This window comes from Curtobacterium flaccumfaciens pv. betae, assembly GCF_026241855.1.
Taxonomy (GTDB): Bacteria; Actinomycetota; Actinomycetes; order Actinomycetales; family Microbacteriaceae; genus Curtobacterium; species Curtobacterium flaccumfaciens.
In genome coordinates this window covers 2737306-2757481 of sequence record NZ_JAPJDC010000001.1, presented here as the reverse complement: position 1 = coordinate 2757481, position 20176 = coordinate 2737306, and the positions used below count along the sequence as shown (strand labels likewise).

Sequence of the window (20176 nt, the reverse complement as noted above, 5' to 3'; positions counted from 1 at the left end):
GCGTCAGCTCAGGATGTCCTTCGAGGCGAACCGGCTGTAGGCCAGCGCCCCGAACACCACGACGTACCCGAGCTGCAGCACCGCGTTCGACCCGAACGAGTCGAACGAGATCGGGTCGCGCAGCAGGTCGCCGAACCCGAGCCACTGGTGCGAGAACAGGAACGGGTGCAGCCAGTCGAGCTGGGGGAGCTGGTCGAGCACCTGCGACGCCCCCGCGAGCACGACCGTCGCGGCCATCGCGCCGACCGGCACGTTCGTCAGCGTCGACGTGAACATGCCGATCGCCACGAGCCCGAGCATCGACATCGCGACGTACAGCGCGAGCAGCAGGGCACGGCCAGCGTACGACCAGCCGCCAACCTGGGTGCCGGACAGCAGCGTGACGGGGCCGATCGGGAACAGTACGGCGCCGATCGCCGCACCGACCAGCACCACCAGCAGGGTGGCGGCCAGGCAGAACGCGACGGCACCGGCGAACTTCACCAGGATGAACCGCACGCGGCCCGTCGGCGCGACGAGCAGGTAGCGGATCGTGCCGTGGCTGGCCTCGCCCGCGACGGTGTCACCGGCGACCACGCCGACGGTCAGCGGCAGGAACAGCGGGATCGACACGGTCAGTGCGGTGAACGCGACGAACAGGCCGTTGTTGGTGATGTCGCCGAGGAACGCCGGCCCTCCGTCGTCGCCGTCGGTGGTGAGCTTCACGGCGACCGCGATCAGGATCGGCACGAGCGCGAGCGCCCCGAGCATCGCCCAGGTGCGGCGACGCCGGAACACCAGCGCGAGTTCGGAACCGAGCAGTGCGAACGGGCGCTGCCGGCGGCGGACGGGCAGGTCGCGCACGGCCGCGTCAGGCTGCGACATCGAATCCCTCTCCGGTGAGTGCGACGAACAGGTCCTCGAGGGTGCCGCCGCCCACCGTCAGGCCGCGCACCCGGACGTCGGCGCGCACGAGCTCCGCGGTGATCGTCTCGGGCAGCAGCTCGTTCGGCAGGTCGGCCACCAGCACGTCGGCCCCGCCGTCGTGCCGCGGCGTGAGCCCGAGTCGGGTGAGGACGGACCCCGCCTGCCCGACGTCGGGCGTCCGCACGGTCACGGTCCGGGCCCCGGCTGCGCGCAGCTCGTCGAGGGGGCCCTGCGCGACGATCTTGCCGGTCCGCATGACGGCTGCGTGCGTGCAGACCTGTTCGATCTCGGCGAGCAGGTGGCTCGACACGAACACCGTGGTGCCGTCGTCGGCCAGGGAGCGGATGAGGTTGCGGACCTCGCGCGTGCCCTGCGGGTCGAGGCCGTTGGTCGGCTCGTCGAGCACCAGCAGGTCGCGCGGGGACAGCAGGGCGTTCGCGAGGCCGAGCCGCTGCTTCATGCCGAGGGAGTACGCGTGCGCCTTCTTGTCCGCCGCGTGGGTCAGCCCGACGCGGTCGAGGGCACCGGCCACGCGGGTCTTGCGGGTACGTGGGTCCGAGGTGGGGTCGGCGGCGTCGAAGCGCTGCAGGTTGGCCCGGCCGGACAGGTACGGGTAGAAGGCCGGCCCCTCGACGAGCGCGCCGACGCGGGGCAGGACGTTGTGCAGCGCCTTCGGCATCGGTTCGCCGAGCAGCTCGATGGTGCCGCCGCTCGCGCTCGAGAGCCCGAGCAGCATCCGGATCGTGGTGGTCTTGCCGGAACCGTTCGGCCCGAGGAACCCGAACACCGCGCCGCGCGGCACCGCCAGGTCGATCCCGTCGACCGCGCGCTGCTTGCGGAACACCTTCTGGAGGCCCGTGGTGCGGATCGCCAGGTCGGGCGCCGGTGCCGCCGAGCTCGCCCCGCGATCGGCCGTGCTCACCTCGTGGTCGGCGGTGCGCACCTCGTGGTCGTCCGCGCTCACTTCGCGGCGTCGACCAGGGAGGCGACCGGCACGGCACCTGCGAGCACTCGGCCGTCGTCGGTCAGGTAGACCGAGACGAGCGACGTCTGCATGGCACGGCCGCCGTCGACGGGCTTGGTCAGCTGGTCGAGCAGGCCGGAGGCCTCGCCCTCGAGCCCGGACCGGTCCACCGTGCCGGCGGGGAGCTCGGCGATGGTGCTCCAGCCCGTGCCGGTGAAGGTCGGCTCGTCACCGCTCGGGGTGGCACGGCGGTCGCCGTGCTCGCCCTTCGCGTGGGATCCGGCCTCGGACAGGTCCTTCTCGGTGACCTTGGCGTTCGACGGCGGGGTGAAGTCGAAGAGCCGGGCTGCCGGGGCGCCGTAGTCGAGGCTCGTGAACCCGACCTGCACCGCGGGGTCGTCCGCGCCTGCGGCCTGGACGCTCGCGCGGAGCGGGAGTCCGGTCTGCTGGTCGACGGCCAACCGGACGGCTCCGACGAGGGTGTCGGACGACTTCGGCGTCAGGGTGATCTGCCAGGCGTCGTGTCCGGCGACGCTGACCTCGGTCGGCTTCGACACGGTGGTGGTCGGGGTGATCGCGTCGATGGCCTGCTTCGCGATGTCGGCCGGGGTGGTCGTCCCGCCCTGCGGGTCCTTCGCGGTGTCGCTCGGCAGGGTCACGTGCGTGGCCGTGCGCTCCTTCGAGTCCCAGGTCCAGACGTCCGCGCCGTTGCGGACGACGTCCTGCTCGGCGAGCTGCTGCGTCAGCTGGACGCGCTGCTTGTCGGGGCCGTCGACGTAGACCCGGGCGGTGTGCGACGCGGTGAGCAGCCCGAGCACGTCGGAGGCGTCACCTTCGAGCGAGGAGCCGCCTGAACCCGTCGGCAGTTCGGGGAGGCCGAGCGCGCTCGTTTGCGAGAGCTTCCCCGAGTACTGGGCGTCCGACGACTTCGCGATGCTGGCGATGACGGCCGCCGCGCTGGGGTTCGTCCCCGCGATCGGGTCGTTCGCGGCGTTCGCGATCATCGGGGCGGCAACGGCGCCGGCGACGACGACCGGTGCGATGACGGCTGGCAGCCAGGCTGACTTCTTCATCGGGTTCCCCTCGTGGAGCATTGGAGTCGTCGGTACGGTACGTCCGGCCCCCGACAGGCAGCTGGGCGTCGCTCGTAGACTCGTGGCGCGACCGGCGGCGGTCGTGTGGCGGCGAAGGAGGCGGCATGCGAGCGGTGCTCGGTCTGGACATCGGGACGTCGAGCACGAAGGCGTTGCTGGCCCGGTTCGACGGCACCGTGCTCGCCGAGGTGAGCCGCCGACACGACGTCGACCGTCCCGAGCAGGGCCTGGTCGAGATGGACTCCGCAGTCTGGTGGGAAGAGTTCACCGCCCTCACCCGCTCGCTGCTCGACCGCGTGCCCGACGTCGAGGTGCAGGCGGTCGGCGTGAGCGGCATCGGACCGTGCGCGCTGCTGACCGACGTCGACGGTGCGCCGCTCGGCCCGGCGATCCTGTACGGCATCGACACCCGCACGGCGACGCTGCTCGACGACGTCACGGCGGAGCTCGGCGGCGAGGGCGCGATCCGTGCCCGCTGCGGCTCCGCCCTGAGCACGCAGGCCGCCGGCGTCAAGCTCGCCTGGCTTGCTCGGCACGAACCCGACGTCTGGGCGCGGGCTGCCCGGTTCACGATGCCGTCGTCCCGCGTGGTCGAGCGGCTGACGGGTGAGTACGTCCTCGACCACCACTCGGCCAGCCAGACGACACCCCTCTACGACGTGCACGTGAACCGGTGGATCCCGGAGTGGTGCGACCGACTGGCGCCCGGTCTCGCCATGCCGCGCCTGCTGTGGTCGGGCGACCAGGCGGGCGTCGTGACGCCCGAGGCAGCCGCGGCCACGGGCCTCCCGGCCGGCATCCCCGTGACAGCCGGGACCATCGACGCCTGGGCCGAGGGTGTGAGCGTCGGTGAGTCCGTGCCGGGCCGGATGTTCCTGCAGTACGGAACCACGATGTTCATGATCGTTCCGACGGCCGAACCCACGGCGGTGCCGGGGATGTGGACGACCGTCGGCACGCACCCGGGCCAGCCGAGCGTGTCCGGGGGGATGGCGACCTCCGGGGCGATCACGGACTGGTTGCGGCGGCTGGTCGACGGCGAGTGGTCGACCATGCTCGAGGAAGCGCGGTGCTCCGGCATCGGGGCGAACGGGCTGCTGATGCTGCCGTACTTCGCGGGGGAGCGGACGCCGATCGCCGACCCCGACGCCCGCGGAGTGCTCGCGGGACTGACGGTCCGGCACACGCGCGGGGACATCTACCGGGCGACGCTCGAGGCGACGGCGTACGCGGTTCGGCACCACCTCGAGGCGCTGCGCGACGCCGGGGTCGAGGTCCGCGAACTCGTCGGGGCCGGCGGCGGGCTGCTCGGACGGCTGTGGCCCACGATCGTGTCGGACGTCACCGGGCTGCGGCAGACGGTGCCGAGCGTGACGATCGGTGCGTGCTTCGGCTCGGCGTACCTGGCTGCCGAGCTGGTCGCGGGGCCGAGCGACACCGTGGACATCGGTGCGTGGAACCCACCGGCGACGGTGATCGAGCCTGACCCTGCAGCGACCGCGGCGTACGAGGCCGGCTACCGGGACTACCGCGAGCTGTACGAGGCGACGAAGGCCGTCGTGCACCGCCTGGCCGCCCGCGGCTGAGCGGCGCGGAACGGCTCGCGGGACACCGGTGTCCGCGTGCCGAACACCCGAACGGGCGTGTTCAGTGCGCGAACACCGGTGTCGTGCGCAACCCGAGCGACCTACGCCTGGGCGTCGACGCCGGCGGGCGCGCTGCCGTCGTACTCGCAGATGGCGTTGACCTTCTCGGCGCTGGCACTAGCACGGTCGAACTCGTAGCCGAGCCACTCCTTCGCCAGCCGGCGGGCGAGCTCGATGCCGACGACGCGCTGCCCCATGCAGAGCACCTGGGCGTCGTTCGACAGGATCGACCGCTCCACGCTGTAGGAGTCGTGCGCGGTCACGGCACGGATGCCCGGCACCTTGTTCGCGCTGATCGCCACACCGAGGCCGGTGCCGCAGATCAGGATCGCGCGGTCGGCCTCGCCGTTCGCCACCAGGCGCGCAGCGTCCACGGCGACGTGCGGGTAGGCGGTGTGGCCGTCCGAGTCGACGCCGACGTCGGTGACGTCCGACACACGGTCGTCGGCGAGCAGGTCGGCCTTGATGATCTCCTTGTAGTCGAACCCGGCGTCGTCGGACCCGATCACGAGACGGTACGTCATGCGTGTGTTCCTTCCTTGTCAGCACGGGCGGCGAGGACCTCGCCGATCCGCGTGAGGATCATCCCCATCGAGGTGGCACCCGCGTCGGGTGTCCCCAGGCTCTTCTCGGCCAGCGGCCTGGCCCGTCCGACCTTCGGCGTGAGGTCGGCGGTGGCCTCGGCCTGCTCGACCGCGACCCGCGCCGCGGTCTCCCACGCTGCCACGAGCGGTGCGCCGGTGTCGACGGCCCCGCGCAGTTCGTCCACGAACGGCAGCAGCGCGTCGAGCAGCGTCTTGTCCCCGCGGGACGCCCCGCCCAGGTGGACGATCGAGTCGGCGAAGTCCTGCGCCGCGTCGACGACGTCGGACGCCCGGTACGAGTCACGGTCGTCGCCGAGGGAACGGCCGAACGCCTCGAGTGCGGCGCCCCACAGGACACCGGAGGTACCGCCCGCGAACGCGGCCCATGCGTCACCGGCGCGTCCGAGGACGAAGGCGACCCCGGCCTCCGGGCCGAGCCCGTCGACCGCCTTGCGCGCCGCACCGATCCCCTTGACCATGCCGCGGCCGTGGTCGCCGTCCCCGGCGACCGCATCGATGCGGCCGAGCGTCTCCTCGTGCTCGCGCAGGAGCGCGTCCATCGCCTCGACGGCGGCTCGTGCCGTCTGCGCGGCCTGCCGGGAGGCATCGGTCGCCTCCGGGACGACCGTCGCCTCGTGCTCGGCGGCGTCCACCGCGTCGGCCGGCACGAGCGCTGCGACCGGCGCCGCCACCTTGCGGAACGCCGGCGTGTAGGCGTCGGCGCGCCAGAACCGCTCGAGTTCGTCGTCGAGCCACTGCAGCGTCAGCGAGCAGCCGCCCATGTCGAGGCTCGTGACGAGTTCGCCGACCTCGGGTTCGACGACCTGGAGCCCGGCGTCCTGCAGCAGGGGCAGCACCCGGCCCCAGAGCAGGAAGAGCTCCTCGTACTTGGTGTCACCGAGCCCGTTGAGGATCGGGGCGACCCGGGAGCCGGCGGCTGCGGGGCGGTCGGTGAGCAGCCGTTCGGCGAGCAGGGACGCCAGATCCGTCGCACGGAGCAGCGGGACGTCCTGGATGCCCGGTTCGCCGTGGATGCCGAGCCCCAGGCCGAGGTGGCCCTCGGGGACGGTGAACAGCGGTTCGGTCGCGCCGGGCATGGTGCAGCCGGAGAACGCGACGCCGATGGTGCGGGTCGCGGCGTTCGACGCACGGCCGATCCGTTCGACCTCGTCGAGATCGGCTCCCTCGGCAGCGGCGGCACCCATCGCCTTGAAGACGGAGAAGTCGCCGGCGATGCCGCGCCGCTTCGTCTCGTCGTCGGCACTGGCGACGTCGTCGGTGACCACGACGATGCGGGTGTCGATGCCCTCGGCGCGCAGCCGCTCGGCCGCGAGCCCGAAGTTCATGGTGTCGCCGGCGTAGTTGCCGAACGACAGCGCGACACCGCGGCCCTGGTCGGCGGCCTTGGCGACCGAGTAGACCTGCGCGGTCGACGGCGAGGTGAAGACGTTGCCGACGACGGCGCCGGTGGCGAAGCCAGGACCGACGACGCCGCAGAACGCGGGGTAGTGGCCGGAGCCGCCCCCGACGACGACGGCGACCTGCGGTGCGGCCCCCTCGGTGGGCAGGGTGACGACGCCGCCGTGGACGCCGCGGACCCGGTCGGCGTAGAGCGCGAGCCAGCCGCTCAGCTGGTCTTCGGCGAACTCGTCCGGGTCGTCGTGGATCGTGGTCATGGTGCGGGTCCTCCGGGGATGGTGGTGGGTGGTGCACCGGGCGACGACGGGACGGCCGTCGTCGCCCGGAACTCAGTGTCCTCGGTCGCCCTGCGGGACCTTGAGGAAGTGGATCATCACGAAGGCGCAGGCGTACAGGCCGACGAACGTCCACGTGGCGGCCTGGCCGCCGCCGCCCAGGGCGAAGACCGCGGCGACGACACCGGTGCCGAGGAACGCGGCGCCCCCGGCGGCCGTGGTGTACATCGCCATCGCGGCGCCCTTGTGCTCGGGGGCGAGCGCCGGCATGATCGCGCCCATCGGCACGAACCCGGCGAGCAGGCAGCCGAACACGCAGCCGGCGACGACGGAGAGCACGTAGCCCCAGTTCGACCCGGCGGGGACGAGCTGCGGCACGTACCACCAGGCGATGAGCCCGAGGGCGGAGCCGACGATGCCGAACCACTTGACGGTGCGCTGCCAGCCGATCTTGTCGCCCACCCAACCGAACAGGGCGTTGACCAGGATGTTCGTCGCGTAAACGCAGACGGTCATGAGCAGCCAGCGGCTCTGGCCCCAGCCGCGCTCGTTCGCGATGACCGCGGGGAGCACGACGAACATGCCGAACTCCGGCGCGGTGTTGATCAGGCGGACGAGGAAGCCCATCAGGATCTTCGGTCGCGTGACCGTCAGGCGGATGCCGCTCGTCAGCACCTGCCAGGCGCTCTCGCCGGCGGGGGCGATGCGCGTGAACCCGTTCGGCAGCCGGACGCCGAACAGCATGATGAGGAACCCGATCACGACCAGGCCGATCGAGGCGACCATCGCACCGGTCTCACCGACCGTGCCGCCGCCGAACACCGGGATGGCACCGATCGCGAACAGCGAGCCGAGGGTCGGCAGGCCACCCGTGAAGGCGACGTAGAACCAGCCGACCGCGGAGCCGTTCCGTTCGACCGGGGTGGTGATGTTCACCCAGACCAGGAACGCGAAGGCGAACAGCGGGTAGCCGAACCCACGCAACGCGTAGGTGACGGCGGCGAACGGGACACTGCCGGCGCCGAGTGCCAGCAGGAACAGGACCTCGAACACGACCCAGACGGCGAAGCCGAGGATCATCACGCGGCGCGGCCCGACCAGGTCGGACAGGGCTCCCGAGACGTAGCTGCCGATCAGTGCGGCCAAGCTGTAGAAGGTGACGATCGTCGCCACGGTGGCCTCGGGGCTGCCGAGGACCGCCACCATGTGCGGCGTGATGAAGTTCGACTCGACGCCGTTCCCGGTCATGAAGACCAGGACGGCGACGAACCCGAGGGCGAGCGGACGGGGGATGCCCATCCGGTCCAGGCGGCCCTCGGTGCGGGGCGCGGTCGTGCGGGCGCCGGTGGCGCGGGCTGTCGTCGCTGACATGCTCGTTCTCTCCCTGCTGGCGGAGTCGGTCAGGCCCGTGCGGCCTGTGCGGCCTGTGCGGCCGTGGTGGGGGCGGTCAGGGACGGGATGATCGACACCTTGACGCTGGCACCGGCGGAGTCGCCGACCAGGTCGAGGGCCTCCTGGAACTGCTCGAGCGGGAACTGGTGCGTGCAGATCTCCGACATCGGCAGGGTCTCGGCCTCGAGCAGCTTGATCGCCGCCGGCCAGGTGTGCGGACCGAGGTGGGCGCCGCGGACGTCGAGCTCCTTGTCGTCCGAGATGATCGACCAGTCCACGGACACGTCGTCCTTGAACACCGAGTACTCGACGAAGGTCCCGAGCTGGCGGAGCAGGTTCAGTCCCTGCGGCACCGCCGACGGGTGCCCGGTGGCCTCGATGTAGACGTCGGCACCGTAGCCGTCGGTGAGCTCCTTGACCCGGGCGACCGCGTCCTCCTGGGCGATGTTGATCGTGAGGTCGGCGCCGACCTTGCGGGCCAGCTCGAGCTTCGCCTCGACCACATCGAGCGCGATGATCCGGAGCGGGTTCTTCTGCCGTGCACCGGCGATCGCGGAGAGGCCGATCGGGCCGGCACCGGCGATCACCACGGTGTCGCCGAACTTGATGTCCCCGCGCTCGACGGCGTGGAACGCGCAGGACAACGGCTCCGAGAACGCGGCGACCTGGCCGGGCAGCGCCTTCGACACCGGGTGGGTCAACGCCTTCGCCGGCACGAGCACGTACTCGGCCATCGCGCCGTCGTAGCCCTTGAAGCCGAACATGTCGTGCACGTTGCACATCCAGTACGCGCCCTCGAGGCAGTAGCGGCACTCCCAGCACGGCACGATCTGCTCGCAGGCGATCCGGTCACCGAGGGCGACGCCACGCTTGGTCAGGGCGGCGTCGTCACCGGCGACGATCGTGCCGACGAACTCGTGTCCGGGGATGCGGTCGCGCTCGGCCCAGGCCGCACGGTTCTCGTCGCCCCAGAACTTCGCGGCGCCGTGGTAGCACTTCAGGTCGCTCGCGCAGATGCCGACGGCGTCGGTGCGGAGCAGGAGTTCCCCGGGGCCGGGCGTCGGGACGGGACGCTCCTCGAGCCGGTAGTCACCGGGGCCGTGGACGACGACGGCGCGCATCGTCGTGGGGATCGTGGTGGGGGCGGTCGTGGCCGCGTTCTCGGTCGTCGTCGACATGAGCTGTTCCTCCGTTGGGTGGCTTCGGCGATGACTGTACACCCTGCGGAACGTTTGTCCAGAACACAATTTCTGGTAGGCTCGACTGCGAACGCAAGGGAGCGAACATGACGACGGACTTCGCCGCGGCCCTCCGACCGGGCCCCGACACGATCGACCTGACCAACGACTTCAGCGGCCGCACGGCGGTGGTGACCGGTGGGGCGTCCGGCATCGGCAACGCCATCGCGCGGGCACTGGCCGCGCGGGGTGCCCGCGTCGCCGTCGTCGACGTCCGTGCGGACGGTGCCACGTCGGCGGCGGCCGACCTGCCCACGTCCGCCGGGCCCGTGACGACCGGGCCGGACGCCGCGGCCGACGGGGCGGACGCGGCCACGGGCCTCCATGCCGGCTTCGCCTGCGACGTGACCGACGCCGACTCCGTGACCCGCACCGTCGCGGACGTCGTCCGGCACTTCGGCGGCGTCGACGTGCTGGTGAACTGCGCTGGCATCGCCGCGCTCGCCTCGGCAGAGGACCTGGCTGCCGAGACCTGGGCAGCGACCATCGACGTCAACCTGACCGGCACGTTCCGCGTGGCGCAGGCCGTCGGCCGGCACATGCTCGACGCCGGGTACGGGCGGATCGTCAACATCGCATCGCAGGCGGCCCACGTCGGCATCGACGGTCACGCCGCCTACTGCGCCTCGAAGGCCGGCGTCATCGGTCTGACGACCGTGCTCGCACTCGAGTGGGGTGGCCGCGGTGTCACCGTGAACACCGTGTCGCCGACCGTCGTCCTCACCGACCTCGGCCGTGCTGCCTGGGCGAACGAGAACGGCATCCGGCACCAGGACGAGATCCCCACCGGCCGCTTCGCGACCCCCGACGAGATCGCCGCGGCCGTGCTGTTCCTGGCGGGGGAGTCGAGCGCCATGGTGAACGGTGCAGACCTCCGCGTGGACGGCGGGTTCACGATCCGCTGAGGCCTGCTCGGACTACGATCGCGGTGTCCGATCGAGTCGAAGGGTCCTGCTCCATGTCGTCCGAGAGCACCGCTGGCCCCGGCCCCGACGCGTCGCGCACCCGGTTCCCGCTGGACACCGTCTACCAGGCGGCGCGGATGTACTACCTCGAGGACGCCACGCAGGTCGAGATCGCCTCGCGCCTCGGCGTCTCGCGCCCGACCGTCTCGCGGCTCGTCGCCGAGGCCCGCAAGGCCGGACTCGTCCGCATCGAGGTCGTCGACCCGTTCCAGGACGAGACCGTGGCGCTCGCCGAACGCCTGCAGGTCGTGCTCGGGCTGCGCGCGGTCCACCTCGCCGCGGTCACCCACGCCGCCACGCTCGGCGCCGACCTGGCCGCCCCGCTGGCCGCCGCGGTCGAGGGCATGGGACTCGTCCCCGGCGACGCCGTCCTGATGTCGTCCGGCCGCACCGTGTACGACGTCGCACGGTCCGGCATGCCGACCATGCCCGGCGTGCAGCTCGTGCCCACCGTGGGCGGGCAGGCCGACCCGATGCCGTGGTTCCAGACGAACGAGATCACCCGGACGGCCGCGGAGCACTCCGGCGCGATCCCGGCGTTCCTGTTCGCCCAGGCGCTGCCGTCCCCGGCGATGCGGTCCACCCTCGACGAGGACCCGGCGTTCCAACACGTCGTCGGGCTGTGGAGCCGAGCGAAGGGCGCGATCCTCGGCATCGGGGCGCCGACGCACACGCGTGACGCCCTGGCCCGGGGCATCCCGGTCGAGGACGTGGCGTTCGACCGGGCCGCCGGCGACGTCTGCCTGAACTTCTACGCCGCGGACGGCTCGCCGATCGAGTTCCCCGGCAGCGACCGGATGGTGCGGACCTCGCGCGAGATCCTGTCGACCGTGCCGCACGCGGTCGGGGTCGCCGTGGGCAGCGCCAAGGTCGCGAGCATCGTGGCCGCGGTGCGGGGCGGGCTGGTCAACGAGCTGGTGACCGACGCCGCGACGGCGCGCGCAGTGCTCGACGCACTCGCCTGAGCGCTCGGCTCGGTGCCCGTTCCTTCCCATCACGCGTGCGATGGATGGTGCTTTCGGGCATACCTGGTCGTTTCTTCTTGGCAGGTATGCCCGGTTTCGGTAGGTATGCCCGGTTTCGGTAGGTACGCCCGGTTCCGGCAGGTACGCCCGGTTTCGGGAGGTACGCCCGGTTCGGGGGCGACCGCGTGCGGCCTGGAGGCGCGGGGCGGGGCCGCACCGCGCCTCCAGGCCGGTGGTCCCCACGTCTAGAGCGTGCGCCGCACGTCCCACAGGTGGTGCACCGGGTCGTGCGCGTAGTAGGTGGCGAGCGTCGCGACGGTGAAGGCGCTGCCGTCGGACCGGAGCCCGGTGCGCTCGAGCACCTCGTCGGGCACCGCCGCGAAGGCCCGGGCCGCGCGGTCGGCCGACTCCCGCAGCTCCTCGGCGACGATTGCTGGGTCCTGCTCGCCGTAGCGGTCCTCGACGGCGGTGGCGTCCTGGTCCCAGTTCGGGAACGTCGGGGCGTCCTCGGTGAGCATCAGCTCGAGGCGCTCCGCCATCTTCCGGTGGACGTCCCGCACGTGGGCGCCGTACTCGAGCGGTGACCAGGTCTGGTCGTCGGGGCGGTCGCGCACGTCATCGCGTCCGAGGACCGCGGGCCATCCTGCGGTGTTCTCGTCGATGATGCCCGGCACGTCGCGGACGGTCACCGCGCCGCCGTCGTAGCCGCACTCGGGACACGCGGACTCGATGACCCACGTCCAGTTCTTCGTCTCCGGTTCGATCGCCATGGGCCGATGTTACGGGCTCGTTACTCAGCTTCCGGGTTCGCCGGACTGGTGCGGATCGGCGGCGACCCCCGTTCGGGTGACACGCCGTTCCCTGAGAATCACCGGCCAATGACATTTCGGTTGCTCGGTAACGTCGCTCGCTGTTCTGGGCCGGTTCCCGACGGCCCACCGATCTTCTCGAGGAGCGATGCATGGGTTCCGACCCCAGCAGTACCCACCCCCGACCGCACCGACGGCTGCGCGAGAGCGACGTCACCGTGGTCGACAAGAGCATGATGCGACGAGCCGTCAGCGGCATGGTCGTCGGCAACACCATGGAGTGGTACGACGTCGGTGTGTACGGCTACCTGGCCGTCACGATGGGGAAGGTCTTCCTGCCGACGGCCGAACCCGCGGTGCAGATCCTGTTCAGCCTCGGGGTGTTCGCGGCGACGTACATCGCGCGGCCGCTCGGTGGCATCGTGTTCGGACGCCTCGGTGACCGGATCGGTCGGCAGAAGGTGCTCGCGACGACGCTGATCATGATGGCGGCGTCGACGTTCCTGATCGGGGCGCTCCCCGCGTACGCGACGATCGGCGTGTTCGGCCCGATCCTGCTCGTGGTGCTGAAGCTCGCGCAGGGCTTCTCGACCGGTGGTGAGTACGCCGGGGCGACGACCTTCGTCACCGAGTACGCCCCGGACCGCCGTCGCGGGTTCTTCGCGAGCATCCTGGACTTCGGCAGCTACCTCGGCTTCGCGCTCGGTGCCACGGTGGTGTCGGTGCTGCAGCTCACCCTCGGTGACGAGGCGATGACCGCCTACGGCTGGCGGTTCCCGTTCCTGGCGGCCGGTGTGATCGGCGTCGTGGCCATCTACTTCCGTCTGCGGATCGAGGAGTCGCCGGTGTTCCAGGCGACCCAGGCCGCGCAGGAGGCCGCGACCGAGTCCCGCGCGTCCTTCGAGGGGGAGCGCCCGGCCAACGTCGTCGCGATGGTCCGTCAGCACTGGCGTCCGATCGTCATCGCGATCATGCTCGTCGCCGCGTCGAACACCGTGGGCTACGCCCTGACCTCGTACATGCCGACGTACCTGACCGACTCGCTCGGGTACTCCGCCATCGACGGCACGCTGCTGACGATCCCGGTGCTCCTGCTGCTCGCGGTGATGCTGCCGCTGACCGGCAAGCTCTCCGACCGCCTCGGCCGCCGCGTCGTGATGTGGATCGGTGCCGCCACCACCGTCGTGCTCGTCGTGCCGGCGTTCATGCTCATCGGGCACGGGGCGCAGTGGTCGACGCTCGCCGGCCTCGGACTGCTCGCGCTGATGACGGCGCTGTGGGTGTCGAACCAGGCTGCGTCGCTGCCGGCGCTGTTCCCGACCTCGACGCGGTACGGCGGCATGGGTTTCGCCTACAACATCGCGATCGCGGTCTTCGGCGGGACCACGCCCCTGATCGTGCAGGCGCTGCTCACCGCGACGGGTGACGAGCTCGCGCCGGCGTACTTCCTGATGGCGATGAGCGTCGTCGGAGCGATCGGTGTCTTCTGCATGAAGGAGTCCTCGCAGCGCCCGCTGCCCGGGTCGATGCCGGCGGTGGAGACCGAGGACGAGGCGAAGGAGCTCGTGCTCACGCAGGACACGAACCCGCACCTGGACCTCGGTGACCTGCCGTTCGCGGCGCAGGACGCGGCGGCTGCTGCTGCGCGCGAGGCTGAGGGGGTGCCAGCGCGCTGACGCGCGTGCGGGATCGGTCGGCGGGGTGCGTCCGGCCGACGTGGAACGACGGGGTCGTTGTCGTACGACAGCGACTCCGTCGTTCGTTGCGTGCGCGGGCTGTTGCACCGTTCGGGGAGCGACGATGTCGCCGTCGTACGACATCGACAGTGTCGTTCGGCGTCCGCACCAGCCCGCAACCGCCCGCCCCCGCCGCACGCGCCCCCGCCCGCCCGCGCCCCCGCCCGCCCGCGCCCCCCCTCACTCGTGCCGGTGCTCCGACGCCGGGTCCACCGCGGGCCACACCGGGAACGGGTCCGGCCAGCCGCGCCACACGTCCGGTCCGGCGAGCAGCTCCGCCGGCGTGAGCAGCGCCCCGTCGAGCGCCCGCTCGATCGCCCGGACGTCGAGCTGCTCGCCGACGAACCACAGCGCCTGCCCGATCGGGGCGTCGGCGTCCCACGACGGGTTCGCGGTGGGGTCGAGCGCGAGCATCGACCCGAAGCTCGACCACGAGCCGACGTGGTCCGGCCGGGACGCCAGGCGGAAGAACCCCCGCGACCGCAGCACGCGGCCGTTCACCCCGGCGGACAGGTCGTCGGCGATGACGGACGACAGTCGTCCGGGGTGGAACGGCAGCGGCTCCCGGTAGCGCATCGAGACCAGGGCGTCGCGGGCCTCGCGCCCGGTGTCCGCTCCGCTCGACAGCGCCCGCATCCAGCCGGCACCGGTGGCGAGCACCCGCGCGGCTCCACCGTTCGAGGCCGGCAGGTCGGCGGCGCTGCGGATCGCGGGCAGGGCGACGATCACGGCCTGGGGCGCCATCCGGTGCAGCAGTGACACGAGCGCCCGACGCCGACGGCCCGACAGCGGTTCGATGCGGTCGAGGGCGATCACCGTCGCGTACTCGACGAGTGCGGCCATCCGGTCCGCGGCCACGAAGGCGTCGTCGACGTCCGACCACAGCAGGTGCGCGACGTCGTCGGCCCGCAGAACCCCGACGACGTGCCGCAGCACCCGGTCGTCGCCGGTCTCGGACCGTGCCGCGTTGGCGAGCAGCATGCCGACCGCTCGGGCATCGGCCCCCGGGTGCAGGGTGACGACGAGCCCGTGGCCCGCGTCGGGTCCGCAGACCCGGTCGAGCTGGTCGGCACGGTCGGCCACGGCGCGGGCGGTGGCGAAGGCACTCCCGGCGACGTGCATCCGGTGTCCGTCCGAGATCCGGGCGGCGACGCGGTCGGCGTCGGCCTGGTGCAGGGCGGTGACGAGGGTGATGGCAGCAGCACGCATGTCCGCTACTCTAACTGAAAACCGTTATCAACAAGGAGGCTCGTCGTGAAGGTCCGCAACTCCCTCAAGGCCCTGAAGAAGATCCCCGGCTCGCAGGTCGTCCGACGCCGCGGCCGCGTCTACGTCATCAACAAGAAGAACCCCCGCTGGAACACCCGGCAGGGCTGACGTCAGGGGCGGTCCGTAGGGTGGCGGCATGCGACTGCTGCTCATCCGCCACGGCCAGACCCCCGCGAACGTGCACGGCATCCTCGATGCCGTGGTGCCCGGACCGGGGCTGACGGAGCTCGGGCAGCAGCAGGCCGACGCCCTGCCCGCAGCGCTCGCCGACCGGGGGATCGAGCGACTGTTCGTGTCGTCGATGGTCCGCACGCAGATCACCGCGGCGCCCCTCGCGACCTCGCTCGGCCTCGAGCCCGTGGTGCTGCCGGGCCTGCGTGAGATCGAGGCGGGCGACACCCAGGGCAAGAGCGACAAGGTGTCCGTGCAGACCTACATCTCCACCGTGCACGGCTGGTCGGGCGGCGATCGGACGACCCGGATGCCCGGCGCCGAGAGCGGCACCGAGTTCTTCGAGCGCTACGACGACGCCGTCCGGCAGATCGAGGCCACCGGGGTCGCGGTCGCCGCCGCCGTCAGCCACGGTGCCGCGATCCGCACGTGGGCGAGCGCGGCTGCGCAGAACACCCCGGACCACTTCGGCACGAAGCGCCACCTGGAGAACACCGGCATCGTCGAGCTCGAGGGCTCGTTCGCCGACGGCTGGCGCCTGGTCGACTGGGAAGGCGAGCCGGTCGGCGGCGACCAGCTCATCGACCGCACGGCGCTCGACCCCACCGGCGAGCGTTTCTGACGCGACCAGCGGTCGCCGACGCGACCAACGGCTCGCAGACGCGACCACGAACGGACGGGAGGCCCGGTACCAGCTGGTACCGGGCCTCCCGTCCGTCTTGTCCTTGCGTCGACTACGCGAGCTGCGACGCCGACGCCGACGCGGACGTCAGCGGCACGATCACGCCGTGCGACTCACGCAGCACGTCGAGCGTGCGCTGGACCTCGTCCGCGCGCTCCTCGGTCGTCCAGCCGAGCGCCTCGGCGAGCACGTCGGCCAGCTCGTCGAGCAGGTCGATCGTGACCCCGCCGACGAACGCCAGGTTCGTGCGGCGCAGGACGACGTCGACCAGGTGGACGGCCTGCTCGTGGCGGGCGAAGTACGCGACCTCGGCGCGGGTGAGCGACGGGTCGGACTCGAGCGGCTCGACCGGGCCGTCGGTCAGGACGTCCACGACCTCGGCGGCACGGGTGCCGTAGCGCTCGAGCAGGCCCTCGACCAGCGACTCGTCCAGGCCGTCGCGGTGCGACTTGATCCACAGTGCGCGCTGCGCGTCGGTGGTCGGGAACTCCTTGCCACCGCCGATTGGCATGCCCGTGGTGTCGACCTTGCGGCTCATGCCGAGCTTGGTGGTCGCCTCGGTGGACAGGTGTGCAGCGAGGGCACGGAAGGTCGTCCACTTGCCACCGACGAGCGACAGCACGGTCGACTTCGGCAGCCCGGCGATCTGGGTGTCCACGATCCGGTAGTCGCGGGACACGAAGCCGGGGGCGGTGTCCTCGTGGCGGGGGAGCGGGCGGATGCCGGAGTAGCTGTAGACGATGTGGTCGCGGGTGACGTCGATCTGCGGGAACACGTGCTTCACGAGCCCGAAGAAGTAGTCGATCTCCTCGTCGGTCGTCGTGACCGGCTTCGCGGGGTCGGCGTCGATGTCGGTCGTGCCGATGAGCACCCGGCCCTTGAGCGGGTAGATGAGGACGATGCGGCCGTCGTCGTTCTCGAAGAACAGCTCGCGGCCCTTGGTGGCCTCGAGCAGCTCGTCGTTGTGCACGACGATGTGCGAGCCCTTCGTGCCGCCCATGAACTTCGTCTCGCCGCCGAACGCCTCGTTCGTCAGGTCGGTCCAGGGGCCGGAGGCGTTGATCACGACGTCGGCGGTGAAGACGAACTCGTCGCCGGTCTCGCGGTCGCGCAGCAGGACGCCGCCGTCGCGGGTGCCGGCTGCCTCGACGTAGTTCGTGGCGCGGGCGGTCGCGGCTGAGCCGCTCCCGGCTCCCGCGGCAAGGCCGTCCTTCAGGACGTCGAGGGCCAGGCGCTCGGGCTCGTGCACGCTCGCGTCGTAGTAGGTACCCGTGTACTTCAGGTCCTTGTTGAGGGCGGGCATGTCCTCGAGCGCGGCCTTCTTGGTGCGGAAGACGTGCTTCGGGACGGAGCCGCCGTCACGCGAGAAGGAGTCGTAGATCGTCATGCCGATCTTGATGAGCATCGCGCCGCGCTCCTTGGTGGAGCGCTGCTTGTGCGTCAGCATGCGCAGCGGGGCGTTCATGATGCCGGAGAACGTCGAGAAGATCGGCATGGTCGTCTGCAGCGGCTTGACGTAGTGCGGGGCGATGCGGATCAGGCCGTTGCGCTCCTGCACGCTCTCGCGTACCAGGCGGAACTCGCCGTTCTCCAGGTAGCGGATGCCGCCGTGGATCATGTGGCTCGAGGCCGCGGAGGCGCCGGAGGCGTAGTCGCCACGCTCGACCAGGGCGACGTCGACGCCCTGGAGCGCCAGGTCGCGGAACGTCGCGATGCCGTTGATGCCGCCGCCGACGACGAGGACCTGCGCGTTCGGGCGCTCGGTGAGGGCGGTCACCGTGTTCCGGGGCTGTGTCTTCTTCGACATGGTTCGTCGCTTCCTTCGTCTGTTCGTGGGGTCAGGATCGATCGTGCGCTCGTTCGACAAGGCGGGCAACTCGCGTGCACGAACGTGCAGCACACGTGTCGTCCAGGCCCGACACGGCGGTCAGGAGGCGCGGCAGGGGTTGCAGAGGCCCTGCACGTCCGTGCATGGTTGCGTTCGACAGATCGGAGCACCATGAGCGATGCGGCTCAGCCCATGCGCACGCAGCAGGCGCTGCGCGCCGCCCACCTGTACTACCTGCAGGACCTGACGATGGATGCGATCGCCGACGAACTCGGCACCTCGCGCTCGTCGGTGTCGCGGCTGCTGAAGTACGCCAGGGACACCGGGCTCGTCGACATCCAGATCCGTTCTCCCCTGGACCAGGCCGCCGCGCTGAGCCGGAGCATCCGCTCGCGCTTCGGGGTGCACGCGCACGTCGTCCCGGTGCCGGACCACACGAGCGACGTCGACCGGCTCGAGCGGGTCGCGCTGTCCGCCGCCCGGATCCTGACGCAGTACGTCGAGTCGAACATGGTGATCGGGATCTCGTGGGGCTCGACCGTGAGCGCGGTCAGCCGCTACCTGGTGCCGAAGACCACCCACGGCTCGACGATCGTGCAGATTAACGGCGCCGCGAACACCCGCACCACCGGCATCGTCTACGCGTCCGAGATCCTGCGCCGGTTCGGCGAGGCCTACGGGGCGTTCGTGCAGCAGTTCCCGGTGCCGGCGTTCTTCGACGACCCCGCGACGAAGGAGGCCCTGTTCCGGGAGCGCTCGATCCGCCGTGTGCTCGACCTGCACGAGCGGATGGACCTCGTCGTGTTCGGTGTCGGTGCCCCGCAGGCCCCGGTGCCCTCGCACGTGTACTCCGGCGGGTACCTCGACCCCGAGGACCGTGACGAGCTCACGCAGGCCGGGGTCGTCGGGGACGTCTCGACGGTGTTCTACCGGGCCGACGGCTCGTGGAAGGACATCGGGGTGAACGCCCGCGCCGGCGCTCCGGACCTCGACACGATCAAGCGTGCGCCGCGGCGGGTCTGCGTCGTCGCCGGGCGGTCGAAGGCGGCGTCGCTGCGGGGCGCGCTGGCCGCCGGACTCATCACGGACCTGATCCTGGACGAGAGCGTGGGGCAGGCGATCCTGCAGCCCTGAGTCAGGACCTGACGCAGTTTGTCGGTGGTCCGTCGTAGGTTCTCGACCATGGTGCTTTCTCTCGAACAGCCCGGTCAGCGGTACTTCCGGCGGATGGTCGGCAGCGACGTCGACCAGGCGCTCGCGTTCTTCACGGGCGACTACGACTTCCGTGCACCACTGGTCCGTCGCACCCACGAGAACGCCCACTGGGACTTCGCCGGCGTCGGTGACGAGCGGATGTCCCTGCGCTCGTCACGGTTCATGGTGGACCTGCGGAGCGAGAGCCAGGTCGACGACGAGTTCCTCGTCGCCTGGATGCGGAGCGGCTCGAGCCGGATCACCTCGGGCGGCGAGACGTACGAGCTCGAGGCCGGGGTGCCAGTCGTGCTGCCCTTCGCCGAGCCGTACGCGCTGCACCACCGCGACATCGCCCTGAACCTGGTGCACCTGGACCGCGACTTCGTCCGTGCCGTGGCCGGCGACGACGACTTCGCCTTCGAGCCGATGCGCCGCCCGACGGCCGACGGCATCGCGCTGTGGCGGTCGGTCGTGCGGAAGTACTCGGCCACGTGGCTCGACGTCGATCGGTCGATGAGCCCGGTGGTGCAGCACGACATCGCCGAGGCCTTCGCGACCGCGGCGATCCGGGCGTTCCCGCAGCGCAACAAGTGGCGTGCGTCGGTGTCCGGCAGCGGCCCGGAGCACGACCGCCTGCGCCGGGCGCTCGAGTTCGTGCACGAGCACGCGCGCGAAGCGATCGGCACCCCGGAGATCGCGGCGGCGGCGGGGCTCAGCCCGCGCGGGCTGCAGCAGTCCCTCCGTCGGCACCTCGACCAGACGCCGGGGGAACTCCTGCGCGGCGTGCGACTCGACGGCGCCCGGACCGACCTGGTCGGCAGTGGGCTGGACGAGACGACGGTGGCCGAGATCGCGCGCACGTGGGGCTTCGGGCACCTCGGGCGCTTCTCGGCGACCTACCGCAGCCGTTTCGGGGAGCTGCCGAGCGAGTCGCTGCGCGGGCACTGACCGACTGCTCCTGCGGACCGTTCCGCCGAATCTCGTGACACGGATCGCGTTGCCACTGTCCGGATGTTCGGCTCAGCGCTGCTGTGGGCGA

The 20176-nt window shown here is 71.5% G+C and carries 18 protein-coding genes; 8 read left to right on the top strand and 10 right to left on the bottom strand.

Features of this window, described 5'->3' with window-relative positions:
- Positions 1–3: 3 nt before the first annotated feature.
- The 3 genes from ORG17_RS12970 to ORG17_RS12960 are packed head-to-tail and all read right to left on the bottom strand — an operon-like array spanning position 4 to position 2943.
- The gene (locus tag ORG17_RS12970) at positions 4–864 is read right to left on the bottom strand and encodes an ABC transporter permease (protein WP_027466217.1); all 861 of its coding nucleotides are present in this window, start codon (positions 862–864) and stop codon (positions 4–6) included.
- Positions 851–1828 (bottom strand): ABC transporter ATP-binding protein, encoded by a 978-nt coding sequence (locus ORG17_RS12965; RefSeq protein WP_214527887.1) that lies wholly within the window; start codon positions 1826–1828, stop codon positions 851–853. The genes ORG17_RS12970 and ORG17_RS12965 overlap by 14 nt, the downstream gene beginning before the upstream one ends.
- Positions 1829–1866: 38 nt before the next feature.
- Entirely contained in the window at positions 1867–2943 is a 1077-nt protein-coding gene (locus ORG17_RS12960; protein ID WP_214527881.1) for a LolA family protein, read from the bottom strand.
- Positions 2944–3068: 125 nt separating this feature from the next.
- On the opposite strand from ORG17_RS12960, the gene ORG17_RS12955 reads away from it, so the two are divergent.
- A complete protein-coding gene (locus ORG17_RS12955) occupies positions 3069–4550 on the top strand; it encodes an FGGY-family carbohydrate kinase (protein WP_176709186.1) in 1482 nt (493 codons plus the stop codon).
- A 101-nt stretch (positions 4551–4651) separates the two neighbouring features.
- Here ORG17_RS12955 and ORG17_RS12950 read toward each other — a convergent pair whose 3' ends face one another.
- The 4 genes from ORG17_RS12950 to ORG17_RS12935 form a co-directional block, all read right to left on the bottom strand.
- The gene (locus ORG17_RS12950) at positions 4652–5134 is read right to left on the bottom strand and encodes a ribose-5-phosphate isomerase (protein WP_071247703.1); all 483 of its coding nucleotides are present in this window, start codon (positions 5132–5134) and stop codon (positions 4652–4654) included.
- The gene (locus tag ORG17_RS12945) at positions 5131–6870 is read right to left on the bottom strand and encodes a dihydroxyacetone kinase family protein (RefSeq protein ID WP_214527882.1); all 1740 of its coding nucleotides are present in this window, start codon (positions 6868–6870) and stop codon (positions 5131–5133) included. The genes ORG17_RS12950 and ORG17_RS12945 overlap by 4 nt, the downstream gene beginning before the upstream one ends.
- A gap of 72 nt (positions 6871–6942) precedes the next feature.
- Positions 6943–8259: an MFS transporter gene (locus ORG17_RS12940; RefSeq protein ID WP_214527883.1), complete on the bottom strand. Its 1317-nt coding sequence runs from the start codon at positions 8257–8259 to the stop codon at positions 6943–6945.
- 29 nt (positions 8260–8288) lie between these two features.
- Complete coding sequence (locus tag ORG17_RS12935) at positions 8289–9458, bottom strand: zinc-binding dehydrogenase (protein WP_301630815.1); 1170 nt, start codon at positions 9456–9458, stop codon at positions 8289–8291.
- Positions 9459–9565: 107 nt separating this feature from the next.
- Between ORG17_RS12935 and ORG17_RS12930 the strand changes: the two genes are divergently transcribed.
- Both ORG17_RS12930 and ORG17_RS12925 read left to right on the top strand, forming a co-directional pair.
- Complete coding sequence (locus tag ORG17_RS12930; RefSeq protein WP_250892578.1) at positions 9566–10423, top strand: GolD/DthD family dehydrogenase; 858 nt, start codon at positions 9566–9568, stop codon at positions 10421–10423.
- A gap of 53 nt (positions 10424–10476) precedes the next feature.
- Positions 10477–11448 carry a sugar-binding transcriptional regulator gene (locus tag ORG17_RS12925; RefSeq protein ID WP_214527885.1) on the top strand — a complete coding sequence of 324 codons (972 nt, stop codon included), beginning with the start codon at positions 10477–10479 and terminating at the stop codon, positions 11446–11448.
- 245 nt (positions 11449–11693) lie between these two features.
- Here ORG17_RS12925 and ORG17_RS12920 read toward each other — a convergent pair whose 3' ends face one another.
- A complete protein-coding gene (locus tag ORG17_RS12920; RefSeq protein WP_214527886.1) occupies positions 11694–12218 on the bottom strand; it encodes a DinB family protein in 525 nt (174 codons plus the stop codon).
- A gap of 191 nt (positions 12219–12409) precedes the next feature.
- Between ORG17_RS12920 and ORG17_RS12915 the strand changes: the two genes are divergently transcribed.
- Positions 12410–13933, top strand: a complete 1524-nt coding sequence (locus ORG17_RS12915; RefSeq protein ID WP_027466228.1) for an MFS transporter — start codon at positions 12410–12412, stop codon at positions 13931–13933.
- A gap of 240 nt (positions 13934–14173) precedes the next feature.
- On the opposite strand, the gene ORG17_RS12910 is transcribed toward ORG17_RS12915, so the two are convergent.
- A complete protein-coding gene (locus ORG17_RS12910; RefSeq protein WP_214528093.1) occupies positions 14174–15202 on the bottom strand; it encodes a GTP-binding protein in 1029 nt (342 codons plus the stop codon).
- A gap of 45 nt (positions 15203–15247) precedes the next feature.
- Between ORG17_RS12910 and ykgO the strand changes: the two genes are divergently transcribed.
- Both ykgO and ORG17_RS12900 read left to right on the top strand, forming a co-directional pair.
- Positions 15248–15370 carry a type B 50S ribosomal protein L36 gene (gene ykgO, locus ORG17_RS12905; RefSeq protein ID WP_017888460.1) on the top strand — a complete coding sequence of 41 codons (123 nt, stop codon included), beginning with the start codon at positions 15248–15250 and terminating at the stop codon, positions 15368–15370.
- 28 nt (positions 15371–15398) lie between these two features.
- Positions 15399–16055, top strand: coding sequence for a histidine phosphatase family protein (locus ORG17_RS12900; protein WP_111022141.1), 657 nt, complete (start codon positions 15399–15401; stop codon positions 16053–16055).
- Positions 16056–16167: 112 nt separating this feature from the next.
- On the opposite strand, the gene ORG17_RS12895 is transcribed toward ORG17_RS12900, so the two are convergent.
- Positions 16168–17922, bottom strand: coding sequence for a glycerol-3-phosphate dehydrogenase/oxidase (locus tag ORG17_RS12895; RefSeq protein ID WP_214528094.1), 1755 nt, complete (start codon positions 17920–17922; stop codon positions 16168–16170).
- A 192-nt stretch (positions 17923–18114) separates the two neighbouring features.
- Here ORG17_RS12895 and ORG17_RS12890 point away from each other — a divergent pair, with 192 nt between their 5' ends.
- Both ORG17_RS12890 and ORG17_RS12885 read left to right on the top strand, forming a co-directional pair.
- Positions 18115–19077 (top strand): sugar-binding transcriptional regulator, encoded by a 963-nt coding sequence (locus ORG17_RS12890; protein WP_027466231.1) that lies wholly within the window; start codon positions 18115–18117, stop codon positions 19075–19077.
- A gap of 48 nt (positions 19078–19125) precedes the next feature.
- Positions 19126–20085 (top strand): AraC family transcriptional regulator, encoded by a 960-nt coding sequence (locus ORG17_RS12885; RefSeq protein ID WP_214528095.1) that lies wholly within the window; start codon positions 19126–19128, stop codon positions 20083–20085.
- Positions 20086–20176 lie beyond the last annotated feature (91 nt).

What these genes read in the sequence shown, in the direction of transcription:
- ORG17_RS12925 (WP_214527885.1), top strand. Translation starts at nt 10,477, where the DNA reads ATGTCGTCCGAGAGCACCGCTGGCCCCGGCCCCGACGCGTCGCGCACC.
- ORG17_RS12910 (WP_214528093.1), bottom strand. Translation starts at nt 15,202, where the DNA reads ATGCGTGCTGCTGCCATCACCCTCGTCACCGCCCTGCACCAGGCCGAC.
- ORG17_RS12970 (WP_027466217.1), bottom strand. Translation starts at nt 864, where the DNA reads ATGTCGCAGCCTGACGCGGCCGTGCGCGACCTGCCCGTCCGCCGCCGG.
- ORG17_RS12930 (WP_250892578.1), top strand. Translation starts at nt 9,566, where the DNA reads ATGACGACGGACTTCGCCGCGGCCCTCCGACCGGGCCCCGACACGATC.
- ORG17_RS12960 (WP_214527881.1), bottom strand. Translation starts at nt 2,943, where the DNA reads ATGAAGAAGTCAGCCTGGCTGCCAGCCGTCATCGCACCGGTCGTCGTC.
- ORG17_RS12900 (WP_111022141.1), top strand. Translation starts at nt 15,399, where the DNA reads ATGCGACTGCTGCTCATCCGCCACGGCCAGACCCCCGCGAACGTGCAC.
- ORG17_RS12935 (WP_301630815.1), bottom strand. Translation starts at nt 9,458, where the DNA reads ATGTCGACGACGACCGAGAACGCGGCCACGACCGCCCCCACCACGATC.
- ORG17_RS12885 (WP_214528095.1), top strand. Translation starts at nt 19,126, where the DNA reads ATGGTGCTTTCTCTCGAACAGCCCGGTCAGCGGTACTTCCGGCGGATG.
- ORG17_RS12920 (WP_214527886.1), bottom strand. Translation starts at nt 12,218, where the DNA reads ATGGCGATCGAACCGGAGACGAAGAACTGGACGTGGGTCATCGAGTCC.
- ORG17_RS12940 (WP_214527883.1), bottom strand. Translation starts at nt 8,259, where the DNA reads ATGTCAGCGACGACAGCCCGCGCCACCGGCGCCCGCACGACCGCGCCC.
- ORG17_RS12955 (WP_176709186.1), top strand. Translation starts at nt 3,069, where the DNA reads ATGCGAGCGGTGCTCGGTCTGGACATCGGGACGTCGAGCACGAAGGCG.
- ORG17_RS12950 (WP_071247703.1), bottom strand. Translation starts at nt 5,134, where the DNA reads ATGACGTACCGTCTCGTGATCGGGTCCGACGACGCCGGGTTCGACTAC.
- ORG17_RS12890 (WP_027466231.1), top strand. Translation starts at nt 18,115, where the DNA reads ATGAGCGATGCGGCTCAGCCCATGCGCACGCAGCAGGCGCTGCGCGCC.
- ORG17_RS12915 (WP_027466228.1), top strand. Translation starts at nt 12,410, where the DNA reads ATGGGTTCCGACCCCAGCAGTACCCACCCCCGACCGCACCGACGGCTG.
- ORG17_RS12945 (WP_214527882.1), bottom strand. Translation starts at nt 6,870, where the DNA reads ATGACCACGATCCACGACGACCCGGACGAGTTCGCCGAAGACCAGCTG.
- ORG17_RS12895 (WP_214528094.1), bottom strand. Translation starts at nt 17,922, where the DNA reads ATGTCGAAGAAGACACAGCCCCGGAACACGGTGACCGCCCTCACCGAG.